This window comes from Caldimonas sp. (assembly GCF_046289365.1).
Taxonomy (GTDB): domain Bacteria; phylum Pseudomonadota; class Gammaproteobacteria; order Burkholderiales; family Burkholderiaceae_C; genus Caldimonas.
The window spans coordinates 1-18,392 of sequence record NZ_JBKBVU010000053.1 but is presented as its reverse complement, the minus strand read 5'-3'; the positions used below and the strand labels follow the sequence as shown (position 1 = coordinate 18,392).

The following is an 18,392-nucleotide window of genomic DNA, read 5'->3' as shown; positions in this document are numbered from 1 at the left end:
ACCTGGTTTTGTTTGGGGGCGCAATGCGGTGGTTTTTGGTGGCCTGTGACCCCCCCCCCCCCGGTCCCCTGGCCGACGCACTCAACGCCCTTCACGGCGCCGGCCGCACCCGCGCCGACTCCGACATCGCACACGCCTTGCAGCGGGCCAGCGGTCTCGTGCATGCCACCCCCACCGGCATGGACAAGCTGCCCGGCCTGCCGCTGCCGGTCGAACTCCTGCGGCCCACGCTGTGGGTGGCCGAGGTCGTCTACTTCCCGCTCGAGACGGAGTTGCTCAAAGCGGCCCGACGCATCGGCTGCCCCACCGTGGACGGCGGGGGGATGGCCATCGGCCAGGCCGTGGGTGCCTTCGAGCTCTTCACCGGCCTGACGCCCGACGCGCAGCGCATGGAAGCGCACTTCCGGCATCTCGTGGCGCAACGTTGCGGTGACTGAAAGGAGATCGGCATGATGGCATCGGCCAGTTCGAACCCGCGCAACCGCGAAGCCATCGACGAGCCGCCCAACCCGCTGGGGCTGGACGGCATCGAGTTCATCGAATTCGCCACGCGCCGGCCTCAGGCCCTGGGGCAGGTGCTCGAGACCATGGGCTTCCGGCCCATCGCGCGGCACCGCTCGCGCGAGGTGCTGCTGTATCGCCAGGGCTCGATGAACATCGTCATCAATGCCCACGCCGAAGGGTTGCCCGAGGCCGTGCAACCGGGCGATGCCCCCGAGATCGCGGCCATCGCGCTGCGCGTGCGCGATGCCGGCGCAGCCTGGCGCCGTGCGATCGAGCGCGGCGGCTGGCCCGTGCCCGCGCAGCCCCAGCCCATGGAGCTGCACATCCCGGCCTTGCATGGCGTGGGCCACAGTCGGCTGTATTTCGTCGATCGCTACCGCGAGTTCTCGATCTACGACGTCGACTTCGTGCCGATCCCCACGGTGGACCGCCATCCGCCCGCCGTGGCCGGCCTGCACTGGTTCGGTGTGGTGCAGTACGTCGGCCTGGACCGGCTGGACGACTGGACCGAGTTCTATGGCGAGCTCTTTGGCTTTACCGCACTGCCCGACGAGACCCGCTTCGGCATCCTCCCCCGCGGGCGTGTGCTGGCCAGCCCCTGTGGACAGTTCTACCTGCAGCTCATCGAGCCCGAGCTGGATGCGGTGGAGGCCGATCCGGACGAGACCCTGCACCGTGTGGCCTTCGGCACCCCCGACGTGCGCCAAGCCGTGCGCGAACTCACGCGCCGCGGCATGGCCTTCGTCGAATCCAGCGGCGTGCACACCGAGGACCGTGGCGCCCTGACGCAGACGCTGCTGGGCAGCGTGGCCTTCGAACTCGTGCACCACCCGCTCCCCGCCCCATGAGGCCCACCATGCACATCGACGACTTCGGGATGGACACCATCACCCTGGCCGGCGACCTGCGCGCCAAGTTGCGTGCCGTGCGCGAAGCCGGCTTCGGTCAGATCATGCTGTCGGCACGCGATCTGGTCGGCCATCCCGAGGGCTGGCGCGCGGCCGTGCAGGAGGTTCGGGCCAGTGGGTTGCGCGTGACGGGCTTTCAGGTCTTGCGCGACTTCGAGGGCTTGTCGGGTCACCTGCACGACTACAAGGTCGACATTGCCAAAGGCATGCTCGAGATGTGCCACGCGCTGGGCGCGAAGGTACTGCTGGCGTGCTCATCCACCTCACAGCACGCCAGCGCCGACCCCGACGATCTGGCGCGCGACCTGCGTAAGCTGGCCACGCTGGCCGTGCCGCTGGGCATCAAGGTGGCCTACGAAGGCCTGTCCTGGGGGCGCCACATCAACGAGTACACCACGGCCTGGGATGTGGTGTGCCGGGCCGACCGTGCCAACCTGGGGCTGGCCATCGACTCCTACCACCTCCTGGCGGCGAAGACTGCGCTCGACGCACTCGACGAGATCGATGCGCGCAAGATCTTCCTGGTGCAGCTTTCCGACTTCTTGTGGAACGAGGTGCGCAGTTTCGAAGAGCGCATGACCACCGCGCGGCACTTCCGGGTGTTCCCCGGAGAAGGCGTGCACACCGACGCACTGGCCGAGATCGTCGTGCGCCTGGACCGCCTGGGCTATCGAGGCGACTACAGCTTCGAGGTCTTCAACGACGACTACCAGCAACTGCCCCTGCCCATCGTGGCACAGCGCGCACGCCGCTCGGCCGTCTGGCTCGCCGAGGACGTGCTGCGCCGCTCCACGCCCGTGCCCAATCGGCTGCGCCTGCGCGGCGCGGTCTGACCCGTGCGAGTCTGAAGCAAAGGGCCCACACCATTGGGGCCCGCAAAGGCAAAGGGCCGGCAGATGAACGATCTGCCGGCCCTGATATCTTGGTGGGCCCTGTAGGATTCGAACCTACGACCTACGGATTAAGAGTCCGCTGCTCTACCAACTGAGCTAAGAGCCCGAGCACCCCACCGGACCTCAACAAAGTCATCAAAGCCAAGTGGTGGGTCGTGCAGGATTCGAACCTGCGACCAACGGATTAAAAGTCCGCTGCTCTACCGACTGAGCTAACGACCCGGAAAGCCTTTGATTATAGACATGAATCGGTAGGTGTATCAAGTCGCGTCGGTGGCCAGCCGGTCGAGCACGGCCCCCGCCGCCACGAGTCCGAAGGTGGCCGTGACCGACACCACGGAACCGTAGCCATGGCAGTTCAGGCTGCCATCGGTGGCGCAGGCCGCATCGGGCCGCGCGACGGGCTCGCGCGAGTACACGCAGGCCACCCCGATGCGCCCCTGGCGCGGCACCCGGCCTTCCTTGCGCAGCCGCTGGCGCAGGGAGGCAAGCAAGGGATCATGGGTGACCTCGGCGAGATCGGCCAGATCGACCCGGTGCGCATGGCGCTTGCCCCCCGCCGCCCCCACGCAGACATGCGCGAGCTTGCGCTGTGCCAGCGCCCATTGCGCCAGGGCCTGCTTGGCACGCACCTGGTCACAGCAGTCGATCAGGGCATCGATGGCGCGCCCATCCAGCAGCGCAGGCCAGTTGCCCGGCTCGACGAACGCCTCGACCGCATGCACCTGGCACGCCGGGTGGATGCCGGCGATGCGCTCGCGCAGGGCCAACACCTTGGCCTGACCCAAGGTGGCATCGATGGCCTGGATCTGGCGGTTGATATTCGACTCGGCCACATGGTCGAGGTCGACGAGCACCAGTTCGCCCACACCGCTGCGGGCCAGGGCCTCGGCCGCCCAGGAGCCCACACCGCCCACGCCCACCACCGCCACCCTCGCGGCACGGATGCGTCGATAGCCCGCCTGGCCGTACAAACGGCTCAGGCCGCCGAAGCGGCGCTCGAGATCGGGGCCGAGACTGTCGGTAGACCCGTCCACCCAGGATGCGACCTGCCCCATGCCTCAGGCCCTGCGCTCCAGGCGCCACGTCTGGTACTTGAAGGCCAGCACTGCACCGCCCAGGATCCCGGCCAGCGCGAGGAAGCTGCCCAGCGAGAGCGTCGAGATCCCCGACAAGCCCTGGCCGATCGTGCACCCCATCGCCGTGACGCCGCCCACGCCCATCAGCCCCGCGCCCACCAGGTGATTGGCCGTGTCCTCGGCATCGCGGAAGCCCTCCCAGCGGAAGGTGCCGCTGGCCAGCGCCTGAACGGCCGAACCGGCCACCACGCCGGCACAGGTGACGATGCCCAGCGTGAGCGTCTTGCTGGTGTCGCTGAAATAGATCAGCCAGTCCAGCACGTAGGCATAGGGGGCGACGAAACTGAGCGACTCCATGCGCCGCGAGTTGGTGGCCAGGAAGGCGGCCTCCAGGGTGTCCGGATGTTCGGCCACGAAACCCAGCCGTCCGGACACCCACCACACCCCGACGATGACCGCGCCGATGCCCAGCCCGGCCAGCAGGGTGTTGCCGCTGCGGCCCTCGGGCCGCGCCCAGGCCCAGGCCAGACAGGCCCCGCCCACGAGCAGGCCGAGACTCCAGGCCGACGCCGGCAGGCCCCATCCGGTGAGGCTGCTCACCAGGCTGGGCAGATCCTGGCCGGCGGGCAGTTCGAGATGCACCGCATCGACGGTGTTCACCCGCAGCACGCCGGTGATGCCGCGCAAGGTCGCGAAGGCCGCCAGCCCGAGCACGAAGAAGACCACCAGCGATTTGAGGTTGCCCGCGCCGATGCGCACCAGCGTCTTGCTGCCGCAGCCCGAGGCCAGCACCATGCCGAAGCCAAAGAGCAGCCCACCGACCAGGGCTGACAGCCAGATCAGGCGTGGCCCGGCATAAAGCGTGTCGGCCGCCGACACCCAACCCAGGCCGACCATGGCATTGAATCCGATGATGGCCACCCCCATGGCCATGACCCACATGCGCATGCGCGTCCAGTCGCCCATCGTGACGATGTCCGACACCGCCCCCATGGTGCAAAAATGGGTGCGTTGTGCGATGGCACCGAAGATCGCCGCAAGTGCGAAGGCGGCCCACAGCACCTGGCTTGTGAGGAAGGACAGGTCGATGTCTTGCATGGGCCGGATTGTAGGCACGCCCCCGGCGCAAGCCGGGGGTCCACTACGGGAACGCCCCCGGGCGCAAGCCCGAGGCTGAAGGCCCCCGGGGCCCAGGCCGGCTGCGCTACTTGAGGGCGGCCAGGCGCTCGCGGGCCTCGCGTGCCGCCTCGGACTGCGGGTGGTTCTTGATCAGGTCTTCCAGCGTGCGGCGGGCGCCAGGACGGTCCTTGAGTTCGATCTGGCACATCGCGATCGACAGCCAGGCCTCGGGGGCCCGAGGGTGCTCCGGGGCCGTGGTGACGAGCTGACGGAAAGCGGCCAGGGCCTCTTTGTAGTCGCGCCGACCGTAATGGGCGTTGCCCAGCCAATAGAGCACCGACTCGGTGTAGCCGCTGCCCGGGTAGCGGCGCTGGAAGGACGTGAAGGCCGCCGCTGCGTTGTTGAAGTCCCCTTTTCGGAAGATGTCCAGCGCCGCCTCGTAGTCGCGCCGCTCGTCCGGCCGGACGAGGATCTCCTTGCCATCGACCACCGTGCGCTGCGGCTCGACCTGGCGGATGCGCTCGTCGATGCCTTGCGCGAGGTCGGTCTGGCGCCGCTGCAGTTCGGCGATCTCGCGCGCGAGTTCCTCGTTGCGGCCGCGCAGGCGGGCGATCTCCCCGCGCATCAGCTCGAGTTGGGTGTTCAGCTCCAGCAGACTGCGGCGCAACTGGTCGAACTGCTCGGCCGAACGCGCCTGCTCAGCCCGCTGGGCCTCAGCAGCCTGGTCAAAGCGCTGGCGCAGATCGAGGATGGCCCGACGCGCCTCATCGTCACCGAACAGGGCCTGCGCCCCGGTGGGAACGAACAGGGCCGTGGCCACGACCATGGTGGCCCCCAGGGGCGCCAGGCGCGGCCACCGCGCCGCCCGAAGGCATCGGCTCAGGGAGTTCGACATCAGGGTTCTCAGCGCAGGATCAGTTCGGCCCGGCGGTTCTTCGCCCAGGCTTCCTCGTTGGAGCCGGCCACGGCGGGGCGCTCCTTGCCATAGCTCACGGCCTCGAGCTGCGATTCACGCACGCCCAGCAGTTCGAGCGCGCGGCGCACGGCCTCGGCGCGCTTCTGACCCAGGGCCAGGTTGTACTCGCTGCCGCCGCGCTCGTCAGTGTGGCCCTCGATCATCAGACGGCGGTTCGGATCGGCGGTGAGCAGGCGGGCATAGGCGGCCACGGTGGGACGGAACTCCTCCTTGAGCACGTAGCTGTCGAAGTCGAAGTAGATCACGCGGGCCAGTTGGCTGGCCGCGTCGAGCTGGCTGCCCGAGCCGCCGGGGGCCGTGACCGTCGAGACCTGGGACTGGGCCTGACCGGTGCCGCCGGCCACCGGGGTGGCCGTGCGCGATTCCACCGGCGTTTCATCGAGCTTGACATTGGAGCCGCAGGCGGCCAGAACGACCGACAGCAGCACGGTGCCGCTGAACTTGGCCAGGGAACGCAGATTCATGGACTTTTCTCCTTGGAATGACATCAGAAGCACAAAAGCACCCCGCAGGTGCCGGTGTCGTCAACGCAGCACCGGCTCGCCAGGCTGACACGGAAGCGTGATGGGAACGGGGTCATCGTCCGTAGGGCCCCCAGGCGGGCTCGCGCACGTCCCCCCGGTTGGACAGCAAGGTGGCCTTGATGCGGCCGTCCAGCGTGGTGGTCATCAGCACGTTGCGGCCGTTCTGGCGCGTGGCATAGACGATGAGCCGGCTGTTGGGCGCAAAACTCGGGCTCTCGTCGTGCGCCGTGGTGGTCAGGGCGGTCACGGTGCCCGAGGCCAGCTCCATCAGTTGCAGCCGGAAGGCATTGCCGTCGCGGGTGATGTAGGCCATCCAGCGGCCATCCGGGCTGATCGCGGGGCTGATGTTGTAGCTGCCGCCGAAGGTCACGCGCTCGGCTGCGCCGCCCGAGGCCGCCATGCGGTAGATCTGCGGACTGCCTCCACGGTCGCTGACGAAATAGATCTGGCGCCCGTCGGGCGTGTAGACCGGCTCGGTGTCGATCCCGGCACTGGTGGTGAGCCGGCGCAGATTGTTACCACCGCGCTGGACGGTGTAGATCTGGGACAGGCCATCGCGCGTGAGCACGACGGCGACCTGTTGGCCGTCGGGCGACCAGGCCGGTGCGCTGTTCGACCCCTTGAAGCTGGCAATGGCGCGCCGCTGGCCTGAGGCCACCTCCTGGGTGTAGACCACGGGCTTGCGCGTCTCGAAGGAGACGTAGGCGAGCTCGCGGCCGTCGGGCGACCAGACCGGGGAGATGATGGGTTCGGCACTGGACAGCGCCACCTGGGCGCCCTCGCCGTCGGAATCGGCTACCCACAGCGTGTAACGCTGTGCGGCCTGGGTCACGTAGGCGATGCGGGTGGCGAAGACGCCGCGCTCGCCAGTGAGCTTCTCGTAGACATAGTCGGCAATGCGGTGGGCCGCCAGGCGCAGGTCGGCATCGGCCACGGCATGGGCCTCGCCGCCGAGGTCCTGTCCTCGCACGGCGTCCCAGAGCTTGAAGCGCACGTCGACGCGGCCGTCGGCCAGCCGGGTGATGCTGCCGGCCACGAGGGCATCGGCCCCACGGGTGCGCCATGCGGTCATCACCGGCATCGCGCGCTCATTGAGCACCGCCCCGTCGGTGGGCACCATGCGGAACTGGCCGGAACGCTCCAGGTCGGCCCGCACGATGGCCGAGACCTGCTGCGTGCGTCCGGCCTCGCCGTCGAAGGCCACGACCGCAATGGGGAACTGGGTGGCGCCCACGCCTGAAATGTCGACCCGGAACTGCGCCATGGCCGGCCAGGCCGCCACGGCGGCCGGCACGGCCATGAAGGAACGTCGGGACCACATCGTCATCGAACTCCTTGGACTTCTGCTGTTTCGGCGCACACCCGGCCGTCGACCACGCAGGCCGCCGGCGGCCGCGCACCCTCCTGGCGTGTGAACCTGTCTGTGCCGACAGGTTCCATCGGCGCCAACCTGTTATTGTCGCCTGTGCGGGCGCTGCCGCGCGCGTGCAGATGCAACAGTTCCCAACGAAGGCCCCGGGCAGACCCGGGGGAGACTGCGTCCGGGCGCTCCCGATAATGGCGCTGTGTCCCCGCATCCCTGCCCCATCATGGCCCTTGCCCCGATCAGCCGCTACCCCGTGCCCGAACTCGTCGACGTGCCCGAGGACCTGCGCCAACGCTTTCTGGAAGTCCAGGACAAGGCCGGGTTCGTGCCCAACGTCTTCCTGGCGCTGGCGCACCGTCCCGACGAATGCCGAGCCTTCCTCGCCTACCACGACGCGCTGATGCTGCGCGAGTCGGGGCTCTCCAAGGGCGAGAAAGAGATAATCGTGGTGGCCACGAGCGGCGCGAACCGCTGTCTGTACTGCGTAGTCGCTCACGGTGCCATCCTGCGTGTGTACGAGAAGCAGCCCCTGCTGGCCGACCAGGTCGCGGTGAACCACCGCAAGGCCGACCTGAGCCCGCGCCAGCAGGCCATGCTGGACTTTGCCCTCAAGGTCTGCCTGCGTTCGCACGAGGTGGTCGAGGCCGACTTCGCGGCGCTGCACGCCCATGGCTTCTCGGACGAGGACATCTGGGACATCGGCGCGATCACCGCGCTGTTCGGTCTGTCCAACCGCATGGCCAACCTGATCAGCCTGAGGCCCAATGATGAGTTCTACCTGATGGGGCGGGTGCCTCGAAGCAAGGGGTGAGGCCACTCACAGCAGCACGATGTCGTACTGCTCGGGCGACAGCGTGGGCTCGGTGCGCAGCGAGATGGGCTTGCCGATGAAGTCGCTCAGGCCGGCCAAGTGCTGGCTTTCCTCGTCCAGCAGCATTTCGACCACGGCTGCACTGGCCACCACGCGGAACTCCTTGGGATTGAACTGGCGCGCCTCGCGCAGGATCTCGCGCAAGATGTCGTAGCACACGCTGCGCGGCGTCTTGACCGAGCCCTTGCCCTGGCAGGTGGGACAGGGCTCGCACAGCATGTGGGCCAGCGATTCGCGGGTGCGCTTGCGCGTCATCTCGACCAGGCCCAGTTGCGTGAACCCGCTCACCGTCATCTTGACACGGTCTCGCGCGAGCTGGCGCCGCAGTTCGGCGAGCACCGCCTCCTGGTGCTCCTCGCGCACCATGTCGATGAAGTCGATGATGATGATGCCGCCCAGATTGCGCAGGCGCAGTTGCCGCGCAATGGCCTGGGCCGCCTCGAGGTTGGTCTTGAAGATGGTGTCGTCGAAATTGCGCGCGCCGACATAGCCGCCGGTGTTGACATCGATGGTCGTCAAAGCCTCGGTCTGGTCGATGATGAGGTAGCCACCGGACTTGAGATCCACGCGCCGCGCCAGTGCGCGCTCGATCTCCTGGTCGATGTTGTAGAGGTCGAAGATGGGCCGTTCGCCCGGATAGTGCTCGAGCTTGTGCACCGCCCCGGGCGTGAACTCGCGGCCGAAGGCCTGCAAGGCCTCGAACTGCATGCGCGAATCGATGCGGATGGACTGGGTGTCCTCGCCGGCGAGATCGCGCAACACCCGCTGCGCGAGGTTGAGGTCCTCGTAGAGCAAGGTCCCGGGCGGGCTCTTGAACGAGCGCTCGCGCACGCCGCTCCAGGTCTTGCGCAGATAGGCGATGTCGGCCGCCAGCTCCTCGTCGGTGGCGTCTTCCGCGTTGGTGCGCAGGATGAATCCCCCACCGCCGCCGTCCTGGGGTTGACCAACCAGCCGGGCCATGCGCGCGCGCAACTGCTCGCGCAGCTCCGGCGAGCCGATCTTCTGCGAGATGCCGATGTGGTCGTCGTGGGGCAGGTACACCAGCAGCCGGCCAGCGATGCTGATCTGCGCCGACAGGCGTGCGCCCTTGGTGCCGATCGGGTCCTTGATCACCTGCACCGTGAGGCTCTGGCCTTCGTAAACCAGCTTCTCGATCGGTGTGGAAGCTTGACCGTCGCCGTTGCCGTTGCGATGGACCAGGTCGCCCACGTGCAAGAAGGCGGCGCGCTCCAGACCGATGTCGATGAAGGCCGACTGCATGCCCGGCAGCACGCGGGCGACCTTGCCGGTGTAGATGTTGCCCACCAGGCCGCGCTCGAGCGTGCGTTCGATGTGCAGCTCCTGCACAGCCCCGTTCTCGACGATGGCCACACGGGTTTCCTGAGGGGACCAGTTGATCAGGATGTCTTGCATGCAGCGCTCGAGCCGTTCACGTCAGAAACGCACGCCGAAGCGCTGCAGCAGCAGGCCGGTCTCGTGCAGGGGCAGCCCCATGATACTGGAGTAGCTGCCGACGATGCGGTCGATCCACAAGGCTGCGCGGCTCTGGATGGCGTAGGCCCCGGCCTTGCCCACGGGTTCGCCGCTGGCCACGTAGTGGTCGATCTGATCGGGCGCCAGGGGCATGAAGCGCACACGCGAGACATTGAGCAGCAGTTCGCGCCGGTGTCCCAGCCCCACGGCCACGGCCGTCAGCACCCGGTGCTCGTGTCCGGACAGGGCCATCAGCATCTCACGCGCCTGCGCGGCGTCGGCCGGCTTGCCCAGGATGCGCCGCCCCAGGGCCACCGTGGTGTCGGCGCACAGCACCGGCGCGGCAGGCAAGGCGCGGCGCGCCAGGCGCGCGAGTGCGGCCTCGAGCTTGGCACGGGTGACACGCTGCACGTAGTCGAGCGCAGACTCCCCCGCACGCACGGCTTCGAGGGCCTCGGCGTCCTCGTCCGCGTCGGGCAGCAGGAGTTCGTGGGGCACGCCGATCTGGTCGAGCAACTGGCGGCGGCGGGGGCTCTGAGAAGCCAGGTAGATGAAGTCGGCTTTCATGCGGGGATCGATGCTCATTCCCGATGGTACGGGTGACCCACCATCAGCGACCAGGCGCGGTAGAGCTGTTCGGCCAGCAGCACGCGCACCATGGCATGCGGCAAGGTCAGATCGGACAGCCGGATGCGCTCGTCGGCGGCGTCGCGCAGGGCCGGGTCCAGCCCGTCGGGCCCGCCGATCAGCAGGGCCACATCGCGGCCGTCGTGCATCCAGGCCTTCAGGCGTGCGCACAGTTGCTGGGTGGTGAGCCGGTCGCCGCGCTCGTCGAGCGCCACGGTGCGCGCGCCCCTGGGGCAGGCCGCCTCGATGCGCGATCGCTCGGCGGCCAGCAGGGTCTGGACCGTCCTGGAGCCGCGGGGTTCGGTCTTGACGGCCTTGAGCTCCAGACGCAGCTCGGGCGGGAAGCGCCGGGCGTAGTCCTCATACGCCGTCTCGGCCCAGCCCGGCATGCGCTGGCCGACCGCGACGACGACGAGCTTCATGCCTTCCTGCGCGGGGCCACCTTCTTCGCGGGCGCCTTGGCGGCCGCGGTCTTCGTGACGACCTTCTTGGCCGCCGTCCGGGGGGCGGCCGGCTGGCCCGGGCTGGAGCGGGCCGGCGTGCTGCGTGAGACGGTGCCGCTGGTGCGTGTCGTCCTGCCGGCCGCCTTCTTGGCCGCCGGGGCCTTCGCCACGGTCTTGGCCGCCGTCTTCTCGGCGACCTTCTTGGCGGGCACTTTCTTCGCAGCGGGGGCCTTCTTCGCAGCGGGCGCCTTCTTCGCTGCGGGGGCCTTCTTCGCGGCAGCCGCCTTCCCGGCCGGCGCCGGCCCCTCGGGTTCGCTGGCCTTGGGCAGGGCCTTGGTCCCGCCAAGCTTGAGCCTCACGGGCTTGTCACCCCAGATCTCCTCGAGGTTGTAGTACTGGCGGATGGCCGGCTGCATGATGTGGGCCACGGCCGCCCCGCAGTCGACGATGATCCACTCGCCATTGTCTTCACCCTCGGTGCGCATCACGGGGAAGCCCTGCTTCTTGACCTCCTCGCGCACGCTGGCGGCCAGGGCCTTGGTCTGGCGGTTGGAGGTGCCCGAGGCCACGATCACCCGCTCGAAGAGCGGCGAGAGATGTTCGGTGTTGAAGACCACGATGTCCTGGGCCTTGACGTCTTCCAGGCCATCGACGATGGCGCGTTGCAGTTTGCGGATGTCCATTGAGGGGGGGCAGTTCGGCGTGTCAGTCGGTGAGATAGAGGCGATGGCAAGCAATATAGCGTGCCACCGCGGGGGGGACCAGGGCGTCCACGTCCTGGCCTGCCGCCAAGCGTTGCCGCACCAGGGTCGAGGAGACGGGCCAGGTCGGCAAGGGCAGGACCTCGAGGCGGTGGGGCACCGCTCGCAGCGCCCCGGTGGGCACCGGCACGCGGGCATCACGTGCCGCCACGGCCAGCGTGACGCACTGCACCAGGTCCTGCCAGCCATGCCAGGTGGGCAGGCCGGCGTACTGGTCCTCCCCCAGCAGGAGGAACCACTCTTGCACCCCGGGCCAGCGCGCGCGCAGCTCGTGCACGGTCTCCAGGGTGTAGCTCGGACCCGGACGGCGGATCTCGCAGTCGTCCACCAAGAAGCGCGGTTCGTCGGCCACTGCCGCGCGCACCATGGCCAAGCGGTGATCGGCCGGTGCGAGCCGGCGGGCCTTTTGCCAGGGATGGCCCACGGGGATCCACACCACCCGGTCCAGCGCCAGGTGGGCGAGCGCCAGGCGGGCCAGCGCCACGTGCCCATTGTGCACGGGATCGAAACTGCCGCCGAAGAGCCCCACGCGCCGGGCGTCCATGGTGTTCAGGCCCAGTCGCGCGGCACGAGGAAATCGCTGTACAGGCGCGCCTCGGGCGTGCCCGGTTCGGGTGCCCAGCGATAGCGCCATTGCGCCAGCGGCGGCATCGACATCAAGATGGACTCGGTGCGCCCGCCCGACTGCAGGCCGAAGTGGGTGCCCCGGTCCCAGACCAGGTTGAACTCGACATAGCGCCCGCGGCGGTAGGCCTGGAAGTCACGCTCCCGCTGGCCGTAGGGCAGGCCCCGGCGTCGCTCGACGATGGGCAGGTAGGCGCCCAGAAAGGCGTCGCCCACGGCCCGCGTGATCGCAAAGCCGGCGTCGAAACCGCCTTCGTTGAAGTCGTCGTAGAAGATGCCGCCGATGCCGCGCGGCTCGTTGCGGTGTTTCAGAAAGAAGTAGTCGTCGCACCAGCGCTTGAAGCGCGGGTACTTGTCGTCGCCGAAGGGGGCCAGGGCCTCGCGGCAGGTGCGGTGGAAATGCACCGCGTCCTCCTCGAAGCCGTAGTAGGGCGTCAGATCCATGCCACCACCGAACCAGGTGACGGGCTCGGCTCCTTCGGGCAGGGCCGCGAGCATGCGCACGTTCATGTGCACGGTCGGCACATAGGGGTTGTGCGGGTGCAGCACCAGGGACACGCCCAGGGCCTCGAACGCAGCACCGGTGAGCTCGGGGCGGTGCTGCGTCGCCGAAGGGGGCAAGTGCGGGCCGCGCACGTGTGAGAAGTTGCAGCCTCCACGCTCGAAGAGACCGCCCTCCTCCACCAGGCGTGTCAGGCCATCACCCTGCAGACGCTCGCCGGGAGGGCGCGTCCAGGCGTCGCGCACGAAGGCCTGGCCGTCGGCCGCCTCCAGAGCCGTGACGATGCGGTCCTGCAATGCCAGCAGGTATCGGCGTACGGCCGCGATGTCCATCCCGCTCACCGCCTGATGGCCCGAAAGCCGATGTCGCTGCGATATTGCATCCCGTCGAAGCGGATGCCCCGCAAGGCCTCATAGGCCCGCTGCTGGGCCGCCTTGACGGAATCGCCCAGCGCCGTGACGCACAGCACCCGGCCACCGGAGGTCCGCACCCGGCCGTCGGCATCCACCGTGGTGCCAGCATGGAAGACCATGGCGTCGGGAGCCTCGGGCGGCAGCCCCTCGACGGCATCGCCTTTGCGCGGGTTCAGCGGATAGCCGTGGGCAGCCATCACCACGCCCAGGGCGACACGCCGGTCCCAATCGAGTTCGACCTTGTCGAGCGTGCCGTCGGTGGCCGCCAGCAGCACCTCCAGCAGGTCGCTGCGCAGGCGCATCATGATGGGCTGGGTCTCCGGGTCGCCCATGCGGCAGTTGAACTCCAGCGTCCTGGCGCGCCCCTCGGCATCGATCATCAGGCCCGCGTACAAAAACCCGGTGAAGGGGATGCCGTCCCTGGCCATGCCGGCGATGGTGGGCCCGATGATCTCTTGCATCACGCGGGCATGCACATTGGGCGTGACCACCGGGGCGGGCGAGTACGCGCCCATGCCGCCGGTGTTGGGGCCGGCATCGGCATCGAGCAGGCGCTTGTGGTCCTGGCTGGTGGCCAGCGGCAGCACGTTCCTGCCGTCGCACAGCACGATGAAGCTGGCTTCCTCGCCCTGCAGGAACTCCTCGATCACGACACGGGCTCCGCCGGCGTTGTGCTGCACGCCGAGCCTGTTGTCGAGCAGCATCCAATCCACCGCCTCATGGGCCTCGGCCAGGGTCATGGCCACGACCACCCCCTTGCCGGCAGCCAGCCCATCGGCCTTGATCACGATGGGCGCGCCCAGGCGGTCCACATAGGCATGGGCTGCCGCCGGGTCGCTGAAGGTCTCGTACGCCGCCGTGGGGATGCCGTGGCGCTTCATGAAATCCTTGGCGAAGGCCTTGGAGCTTTCGAGCTGGGCGGCCGCCTGCGTGGGGCCGAAGATGCGCAGGCCGCGCGCGCGGAAGGCATCGACCACCCCGGCCGCCAAGGGGGCCTCGGGGCCGACCACCGTCAGGGCGATCTTCTCAGACTGGGCAAAGTCGGCCAGCGCGGCGATGTCGGTGATCGGCACGTTGCGCAAGCGCTTGTCCAGCGCCGTGCCGCCATTGCCCGGGGCCACATAGACGGTCTGCACGCGCGCCGACTGGGCCAGCTTCCAGGCCAGGGCATGCTCGCGGCCGCCGGCGCCGATGACGAGAACTTTCATTCGGGGTGTCCGTGTGGTCCGGGATCAGTCGTTGATCTCGGCGTTGTGGTAAACCTCCTGGACGTCGTCGAGATCCTCGAGCACGTCCAGCAGCTTGCGCATGCGCGCGGCGTCTTCGCCTTGCAGGGCGACGGTGTTCTCGGCCCGCATCGTGACCTCGGCGACCTCAGCCTGCAGCCCGGCGGCCTGCAGAGCCTGCTGGACGGCCTCGAAGTCGGCCGGTGCGCACAGCACCTCGATGCTGCCGTCGTCATCGGTGAGCACGTCCTCGGCGCCGGCTTCCAGGGCCACTTCCATCACCTTGTCCTCGCTGGTGCCGGGGGCAAACACGAACTGGCCGCAATGCTTGAACTGGAAGGCCACCGACCCTTCGGTGCCCAGGTTGCCGCCATGCTTGCTGAAGGCGTGCCGTACCTCGGCCACCGTGCGCACGCGGTTGTCGGTCATGCAATCGACGATGACCGCCGCACCGCCGATGCCATAGCCCTCGTAGCGGATCTCCTCGTATTGCACGCCCTCGAGGTTGCCGGTGGCCTTGTCGATGTTGCGCTTGATCGTGTCGGCAGGCATGTTCGCCGCCTTGGCCTTCTCGACGGCCAGGCGCAGCCGCGGGTTGGCGCTCAGGTCACCGCCGCCCTGGCGGGCGGCCACCATGATCTCGCGGATCACGCGGGTCCAGACCTTGCCGCGTTTTTCGTCCTGGCGGCTTTTGCGGTGTTGGATGTTGGCCCATTTGGAATGTCCGGCCATGATCGGAATGCTCCTGGAAGGCGGCGCGGGCGGGAAAGACCGCCGGCACGGCGCCTGCAATGTGGATTTGTTGGATAGACTGCGATTTTACTTGTGCCACCCTCCCCCCTTACTGCCATGGCCGACCCTCTCCTGATCGCCCAGCGCGGTGACATCCAATGCCACCTGCTGCCCGCCCTGGCCAACCGCCATGGCCTGATCACCGGGGCCACCGGCACCGGCAAGACCATCACCCTGCAGACCCTGGCCGAGAATTTCTCGAAGATCGGCGTGCCGGTCTTCATGGCCGACGTCAAGGGCGACCTCACCGGCATCTCTCAGCGTGGCAGCCTGCCCGAGAAGGTGGCGAAGATCCTGGCCGACCGGGGCCTGAGCGCGCCCGAGCCCTGGATGTGCCCCACCACGCTGTGGGACGTGTTCGGTGAACAGGGCCACCCGGTGCGTGCCACCGTCAGCGACATGGGCCCGTTGCTACTGGGGCGCATGCTCGAGCTGAACGAAACGCAGCAAGGTGTGCTCACGCTGGTGTTCAAGATCGCCGACGACAACCAGTTGCTGCTGCTGGATCTGAAGGACCTGCGGTCGATGCTGCAGTTCGTGGGCGATAACGCCAGGCAGTTCACCACCGAATACGGCAACATCAGCGCCGCCAGCGTGGGCGCCATCCAGCGCGGTCTGCTGCGCATCGAGGAACAGGGCGGCGACCGCTTCTTCGGCGAGCCCATGCTCGACATCGGCGACTTCATGCAGACCGAGGGCGGCCAGGGCGTCATCAACATCCTGGCAGCCGACCGGCTGATGAATGCCCCGCGGCTGTACGCCACCTTCCTGCTGTGGATGCTGTCGGAACTCTTCGACACCCTGCCCGAGGTGGGCGATCTGGACAAGCCCAAGCTGGTGTTCTTCTTCGACGAGGCCCACCTGCTCTTCAAGGATGCGCCCAAGGCCCTGATCGAGCGCATCGAGCTGGTGGTGCGCCTGGTGCGCTCCAAGGGGGTGGGGGTGTATTTCGTGACGCAGAACCCGCTGGACGTGCCCGACACCGTGCTGGCCCAGCTCGGCAACCGGGTGCAGCATGCGCTGCGCGCCTTCACCCCGCGCGACCAGAAGGCCGTGAAGGCCGCCGCCAGCACGATGCGCGCCAACCCCGCGCTCGACCTCGAGACCGCCATCACCGAACTGGCCGTGGGCGAGGCCCTGGTCAGCTTCCTCGACGAGAAGGGACGCCCGAGCATGACCGAGCGCGTCTTCGTGCTGCCGCCGGGCAGCCAGATCGGGCCCATCACGCCCGAGCAGCGGCGCACCCTCATCCAGCGTTCGCTGGTGGCCGGGGTGTACGAGAAGGTCCAAGACCGCGAGTCGGCCTACGAGCACCTCAAGGCCCGTGCCCAGGCGGGGGCTGAGCGGGCCCAGTCCGAGGCGGCCCCGGCGTCGTCCAGCGCCGGAGGCGGCGTGCTCGGCAGCCTGAGCGACGTGCTGTTCGGCTCCACCGGCCCGCGCGGCGGCCGGCGTGAGGGCGTCGTGGATGCCCTGGCCAAGTCGGCCGCCCGCTCCATCGGCAGCAGCGTGGGCCGCGAGATCATCCGCGGCGTGCTGGGCGGGCTGCTGGGCGGCCGCCGCCGTTGAGCCGATGCCCTGGCTGCGTCGCCTCCTCGGCGTCGTGCTGAGCCTGGGGCTGGCCTTGCTGCTGGTCGGCCAGGCCGGTTTTCTTCAAGGCAAGGCCGCCGGACCTGGGCGTGCATGACCGCCGCCTGAAACCTTCCTCGTCGACGCCCACCGCTTCAAGGCGATGTGACGGACCAGCCGCGGCTGGAATCAATCGTTGTGGCGATGGCGACCGTAGTGCGCCCGCTCCCACTCTCGATGGTGGCGCCGCCAGTGCTTGTGCTCCTTCCAATGGGCGTGCGGGTGGGGATAGACCACCACCGGGGCGGGATGCACGACCACCGGAGCCGGGCGGTAGACCACCGCGGGCGCCGGGTAGACCACGGTGGGGGCGTGGTAGACCACCGGCGGATAGACCACCGCCGGCGGCGGGACGTGGTAGATCGGGCGGGCGTTGGACACGGTGGTCGTCACGCCGGGCGAGCTGATGCCGATGGACCAGTAAACCTTGTCGGCATGGGCCGGGGCGGCGGCGCCCAGGGCGGTCGCCGCAAGGGCCAGGTTGGCAAAGACGGTGCGTCGGTTCATAGCGTTACTCCTTCGGCCCTTCTTCCGGGTGGGCCTTCGCCAAATTAACGCACCGTCCGGCGCTTTGGTGGTCCGAATTCGCTTTTTTTTACCTTGCAAGCAATTGCAAACAATAGAGCCCGGCCGGGCGCACGGGCATCGGCCCAGCCACAGGCCCGAACCGAGAGCACGAACTCACCACGGGACCTGAAGGCCGATCAGCACGAGTCCCAGGGCGGCCACCAGCACCAGGCCCACCACCCCGGCCCACAGGGCCATCACCTCGCCCCGGGTGTCAGTGAGTTGCTTGTCGAAGTCCTGCTCTTCCATGGCGCACCTCTGTCGTGTGTCCACCCAGAGACTCTAAGCCGCAGCCGCCGGCTGCGCCTCGACCAAAAGGGGGATCCACCCCCCCTCTGATGGGGGAAGCCGCTCGATAGAATGACTGTTCAGTCACACCGAGTCACACACCTGCCCCATGTCGGCCCCTGCCCCGAAAGACGAGACCAAAGTCAGCAACTTCCTGCGCCAGGTGATCGAGCGCGACCTGCTCCAGGGCCGCTACCACGGCCGCCGCTGGGCCGGTGGCCCCGGTGACGGCGCCCACCAGGAGCGCGGCGGGGTCGACCCGGCGCGGGTGCGCATGCGCTTCCCGCCCGAGCCCAACGGCTACCTGCACGTGGGCCACGCCAAGAGCATTTGGCTGAACTTCAGCCTGGCGCAGGAGTATGGCGGCGTGTGCCACATGCGCTTCGACGACACTAATCCCGAGAAGGAGGAGCAGGAGTACGTCGACGCCATCGTCGATGCGGTGCGCTGGCTCGGCTGGAGCTGGGACGCCCACGGCACCAGCCACCTCTACTACGCCAGCAACTACTTCGACTTCATGTACCGCGCGGCCGAGCACCTGATCGAGACCGGCCACGCCTACGTGGACGAACAGACGCCCGAGCAGATGCGCGCCAACCGCGGCACGCTCACCGAGCCGGGCATCGACAGCCCCTACCGCAACCGCCCGCCCCAGGAAAGCCTCGAGCGCTTCCGGGAGATGCGCGCCGGCCGGTTTCCCGACGGGGCGATGGTGCTGCGCGCCAAGATCGACATGGCCTCGCCCAACATCAACCTGCGCGACCCGGCCATCTACCGCATCAAGCACGCCACGCACCACAACACCGGCAA

20 protein-coding genes, 2 tRNA genes and 1 pseudogene are annotated in these 18,392 nt (G+C 68.5%); 6 read left to right on the top strand and 17 right to left on the bottom strand.

Annotated elements, in window-relative coordinates; all coding sequences use genetic code 11:
- From ACK42S_RS07620 to ACK42S_RS07610, 3 genes and pseudogenes are all read left to right on the top strand, one after another.
- Positions 1–437: pseudogene (locus tag ACK42S_RS07620) on the top strand (shikimate dehydrogenase); the annotation flags it as partial.
- 12 nt (positions 438–449) lie between these two features.
- Positions 450–1,352, top strand: coding sequence for a VOC family protein (locus ACK42S_RS07615; protein WP_409705155.1), 903 nt, complete (start codon positions 450–452; stop codon positions 1,350–1,352).
- Positions 1,353–1,360: 8 nt separating this feature from the next.
- Positions 1,361–2,245: a sugar phosphate isomerase/epimerase family protein gene (locus ACK42S_RS07610; RefSeq protein WP_409705152.1), complete on the top strand. Its 885-nt coding sequence runs from the start codon at positions 1,361–1,363 to the stop codon at positions 2,243–2,245.
- Positions 2,246–2,335: 90 nt separating this feature from the next.
- Here the strand turns inward: ACK42S_RS07610 and ACK42S_RS07605 are convergent.
- The 7 genes from ACK42S_RS07605 to tolB form a co-directional block, all read right to left on the bottom strand.
- Positions 2,336–2,411: transfer RNA gene (locus ACK42S_RS07605), tRNA-Lys, on the bottom strand.
- A 40-nt stretch (positions 2,412–2,451) separates the two neighbouring features.
- Positions 2,452–2,527 (bottom strand) — tRNA-Lys (locus ACK42S_RS07600).
- A 38-nt stretch (positions 2,528–2,565) separates the two neighbouring features.
- Positions 2,566–3,363, bottom strand: a complete 798-nt coding sequence (locus tag ACK42S_RS07595) for a ThiF family adenylyltransferase (RefSeq protein WP_409705149.1) — start codon at positions 3,361–3,363, stop codon at positions 2,566–2,568.
- Positions 3,364–3,366: 3 nt separating this feature from the next.
- Positions 3,367–4,482: a YeeE/YedE family protein gene (locus ACK42S_RS07590; RefSeq protein WP_409705146.1), complete on the bottom strand. Its 1,116-nt coding sequence runs from the start codon at positions 4,480–4,482 to the stop codon at positions 3,367–3,369.
- Positions 4,483–4,588: 106 nt separating this feature from the next.
- On the bottom strand, positions 4,589–5,398 hold the full coding sequence (gene ybgF, locus ACK42S_RS07585) for a tol-pal system protein YbgF (protein WP_409705143.1): 810 nt from the start codon (positions 5,396–5,398) through the stop codon (positions 4,589–4,591).
- Positions 5,399–5,406: 8 nt separating this feature from the next.
- On the bottom strand, positions 5,407–5,943 hold the full coding sequence (pal, locus tag ACK42S_RS07580) for a peptidoglycan-associated lipoprotein Pal (protein ID WP_409705140.1): 537 nt from the start codon (positions 5,941–5,943) through the stop codon (positions 5,407–5,409).
- Between the two features lie 112 nt (positions 5,944–6,055).
- The gene (gene tolB / locus ACK42S_RS07575; RefSeq protein ID WP_409705137.1) at positions 6,056–7,330 is read right to left on the bottom strand and encodes a Tol-Pal system beta propeller repeat protein TolB; all 1,275 of its coding nucleotides are present in this window, start codon (positions 7,328–7,330) and stop codon (positions 6,056–6,058) included.
- 262 nt (positions 7,331–7,592) lie between these two features.
- Between tolB and ACK42S_RS07570 the strand changes: the two genes are divergently transcribed.
- The gene (locus tag ACK42S_RS07570; protein ID WP_409705135.1) at positions 7,593–8,180 is read left to right on the top strand and encodes a peroxidase-related enzyme; all 588 of its coding nucleotides are present in this window, start codon (positions 7,593–7,595) and stop codon (positions 8,178–8,180) included.
- A 6-nt stretch (positions 8,181–8,186) separates the two neighbouring features.
- Here ACK42S_RS07570 and rng read toward each other — a convergent pair whose 3' ends face one another.
- The 8 genes from rng to ACK42S_RS07530 are packed head-to-tail and all read right to left on the bottom strand — an operon-like array spanning position 8,187 to position 15,041.
- Complete coding sequence (rng, locus tag ACK42S_RS07565) at positions 8,187–9,653, bottom strand: ribonuclease G (protein ID WP_409705132.1); 1,467 nt, start codon at positions 9,651–9,653, stop codon at positions 8,187–8,189.
- A gap of 21 nt (positions 9,654–9,674) precedes the next feature.
- On the bottom strand, positions 9,675–10,280 hold the full coding sequence (locus tag ACK42S_RS07560) for a Maf family protein (RefSeq protein ID WP_409705129.1): 606 nt from the start codon (positions 10,278–10,280) through the stop codon (positions 9,675–9,677).
- Positions 10,281–10,294: 14 nt separating this feature from the next.
- Positions 10,295–10,762, bottom strand: a complete 468-nt coding sequence (rlmH, locus tag ACK42S_RS07555; RefSeq protein WP_409705126.1) for a 23S rRNA (pseudouridine(1915)-N(3))-methyltransferase RlmH — start codon at positions 10,760–10,762, stop codon at positions 10,295–10,297.
- Positions 10,759–11,466, bottom strand: a complete 708-nt coding sequence (rsfS, locus tag ACK42S_RS07550; RefSeq protein ID WP_409705123.1) for a ribosome silencing factor — start codon at positions 11,464–11,466, stop codon at positions 10,759–10,761. Before rsfS ends, rlmH begins: the two co-directional genes overlap by 4 nt.
- Before the next feature lie 22 nt (positions 11,467–11,488).
- A complete protein-coding gene (gene nadD / locus ACK42S_RS07545; RefSeq protein WP_409705120.1) occupies positions 11,489–12,088 on the bottom strand; it encodes a nicotinate (nicotinamide) nucleotide adenylyltransferase in 600 nt (199 codons plus the stop codon).
- Between the two features lie 5 nt (positions 12,089–12,093).
- Positions 12,094–13,002 (bottom strand): oxygen-dependent coproporphyrinogen oxidase, encoded by a 909-nt coding sequence (gene hemF, locus ACK42S_RS07540; protein WP_409705117.1) that lies wholly within the window; start codon positions 13,000–13,002, stop codon positions 12,094–12,096.
- Between the two features lie 5 nt (positions 13,003–13,007).
- Positions 13,008–14,291 carry a phosphoribosylamine--glycine ligase gene (gene purD / locus ACK42S_RS07535; RefSeq protein ID WP_409705114.1) on the bottom strand — a complete coding sequence of 428 codons (1,284 nt, stop codon included), beginning with the start codon at positions 14,289–14,291 and terminating at the stop codon, positions 13,008–13,010.
- Between the two features lie 24 nt (positions 14,292–14,315).
- On the bottom strand, positions 14,316–15,041 hold the full coding sequence (locus ACK42S_RS07530) for a YebC/PmpR family DNA-binding transcriptional regulator (RefSeq protein ID WP_409705111.1): 726 nt from the start codon (positions 15,039–15,041) through the stop codon (positions 14,316–14,318).
- 117 nt (positions 15,042–15,158) lie between these two features.
- Between ACK42S_RS07530 and ACK42S_RS07525 the strand changes: the two genes are divergently transcribed.
- A complete protein-coding gene (locus ACK42S_RS07525; protein WP_409705108.1) occupies positions 15,159–16,667 on the top strand; it encodes a helicase HerA-like domain-containing protein in 1,509 nt (502 codons plus the stop codon).
- Positions 16,668–16,856: 189 nt separating this feature from the next.
- Here ACK42S_RS07525 and ACK42S_RS07520 read toward each other — a convergent pair whose 3' ends face one another.
- Positions 16,857–17,234 (bottom strand): hypothetical protein, encoded by a 378-nt coding sequence (locus ACK42S_RS07520; RefSeq protein WP_409705105.1) that lies wholly within the window; start codon positions 17,232–17,234, stop codon positions 16,857–16,859.
- Between the two features lie 174 nt (positions 17,235–17,408).
- Positions 17,409–17,543, bottom strand: a complete 135-nt coding sequence (locus ACK42S_RS07515) for a hypothetical protein (protein ID WP_409705102.1) — start codon at positions 17,541–17,543, stop codon at positions 17,409–17,411.
- Between the two features lie 148 nt (positions 17,544–17,691).
- Here ACK42S_RS07515 and ACK42S_RS07510 point away from each other — a divergent pair.
- The coding region (locus ACK42S_RS07510) for a glutamate--tRNA ligase family protein (RefSeq protein WP_409705099.1) at positions 17,692–18,392 on the top strand (701 nt) is incomplete at its 3' end.

Excerpts from the sequence above, each read along its gene's own strand:
- ACK42S_RS07610 (WP_409705152.1), top strand. The coding sequence starts at position 1,361 with ATGCACATCGACGACTTCGGGATGGACACCATCACCCTGGCCGGCGAC.
- rlmH (WP_409705126.1), bottom strand. The coding sequence starts at position 10,762 with ATGAAGCTCGTCGTCGTCGCGGTCGGCCAGCGCATGCCGGGCTGGGCC.
- rng (WP_409705132.1), bottom strand. The coding sequence starts at position 9,653 with ATGCAAGACATCCTGATCAACTGGTCCCCTCAGGAAACCCGTGTGGCC.
- ACK42S_RS07595 (WP_409705149.1), bottom strand. The coding sequence starts at position 3,363 with ATGGGGCAGGTCGCATCCTGGGTGGACGGGTCTACCGACAGTCTCGGC.
- ACK42S_RS07520 (WP_409705105.1), bottom strand. The coding sequence starts at position 17,234 with ATGAACCGACGCACCGTCTTTGCCAACCTGGCCCTTGCGGCGACCGCC.
- ACK42S_RS07560 (WP_409705129.1), bottom strand. The coding sequence starts at position 10,280 with ATGAAAGCCGACTTCATCTACCTGGCTTCTCAGAGCCCCCGCCGCCGC.
- ACK42S_RS07515 (WP_409705102.1), bottom strand. The coding sequence starts at position 17,543 with ATGGAAGAGCAGGACTTCGACAAGCAACTCACTGACACCCGGGGCGAG.
- ACK42S_RS07590 (WP_409705146.1), bottom strand. The coding sequence starts at position 4,482 with ATGCAAGACATCGACCTGTCCTTCCTCACAAGCCAGGTGCTGTGGGCC.
- ACK42S_RS07615 (WP_409705155.1), top strand. The coding sequence starts at position 450 with ATGATGGCATCGGCCAGTTCGAACCCGCGCAACCGCGAAGCCATCGAC.
- ACK42S_RS07570 (WP_409705135.1), top strand. The coding sequence starts at position 7,593 with ATGGCCCTTGCCCCGATCAGCCGCTACCCCGTGCCCGAACTCGTCGAC.
- pal (WP_409705140.1), bottom strand. The coding sequence starts at position 5,943 with ATGAATCTGCGTTCCCTGGCCAAGTTCAGCGGCACCGTGCTGCTGTCG.
- ybgF (WP_409705143.1), bottom strand. The coding sequence starts at position 5,398 with ATGTCGAACTCCCTGAGCCGATGCCTTCGGGCGGCGCGGTGGCCGCGC.
- tolB (WP_409705137.1), bottom strand. The coding sequence starts at position 7,330 with ATGACGATGTGGTCCCGACGTTCCTTCATGGCCGTGCCGGCCGCCGTG.
- rsfS (WP_409705123.1), bottom strand. The coding sequence starts at position 11,466 with ATGGACATCCGCAAACTGCAACGCGCCATCGTCGATGGCCTGGAAGAC.
- hemF (WP_409705117.1), bottom strand. The coding sequence starts at position 13,002 with ATGGACATCGCGGCCGTACGCCGATACCTGCTGGCATTGCAGGACCGC.
- purD (WP_409705114.1), bottom strand. The coding sequence starts at position 14,291 with ATGAAAGTTCTCGTCATCGGCGCCGGCGGCCGCGAGCATGCCCTGGCC.
- ACK42S_RS07530 (WP_409705111.1), bottom strand. The coding sequence starts at position 15,041 with ATGGCCGGACATTCCAAATGGGCCAACATCCAACACCGCAAAAGCCGC.
- ACK42S_RS07525 (WP_409705108.1), top strand. The coding sequence starts at position 15,159 with ATGGCCGACCCTCTCCTGATCGCCCAGCGCGGTGACATCCAATGCCAC.
- nadD (WP_409705120.1), bottom strand. The coding sequence starts at position 12,088 with ATGGACGCCCGGCGCGTGGGGCTCTTCGGCGGCAGTTTCGATCCCGTG.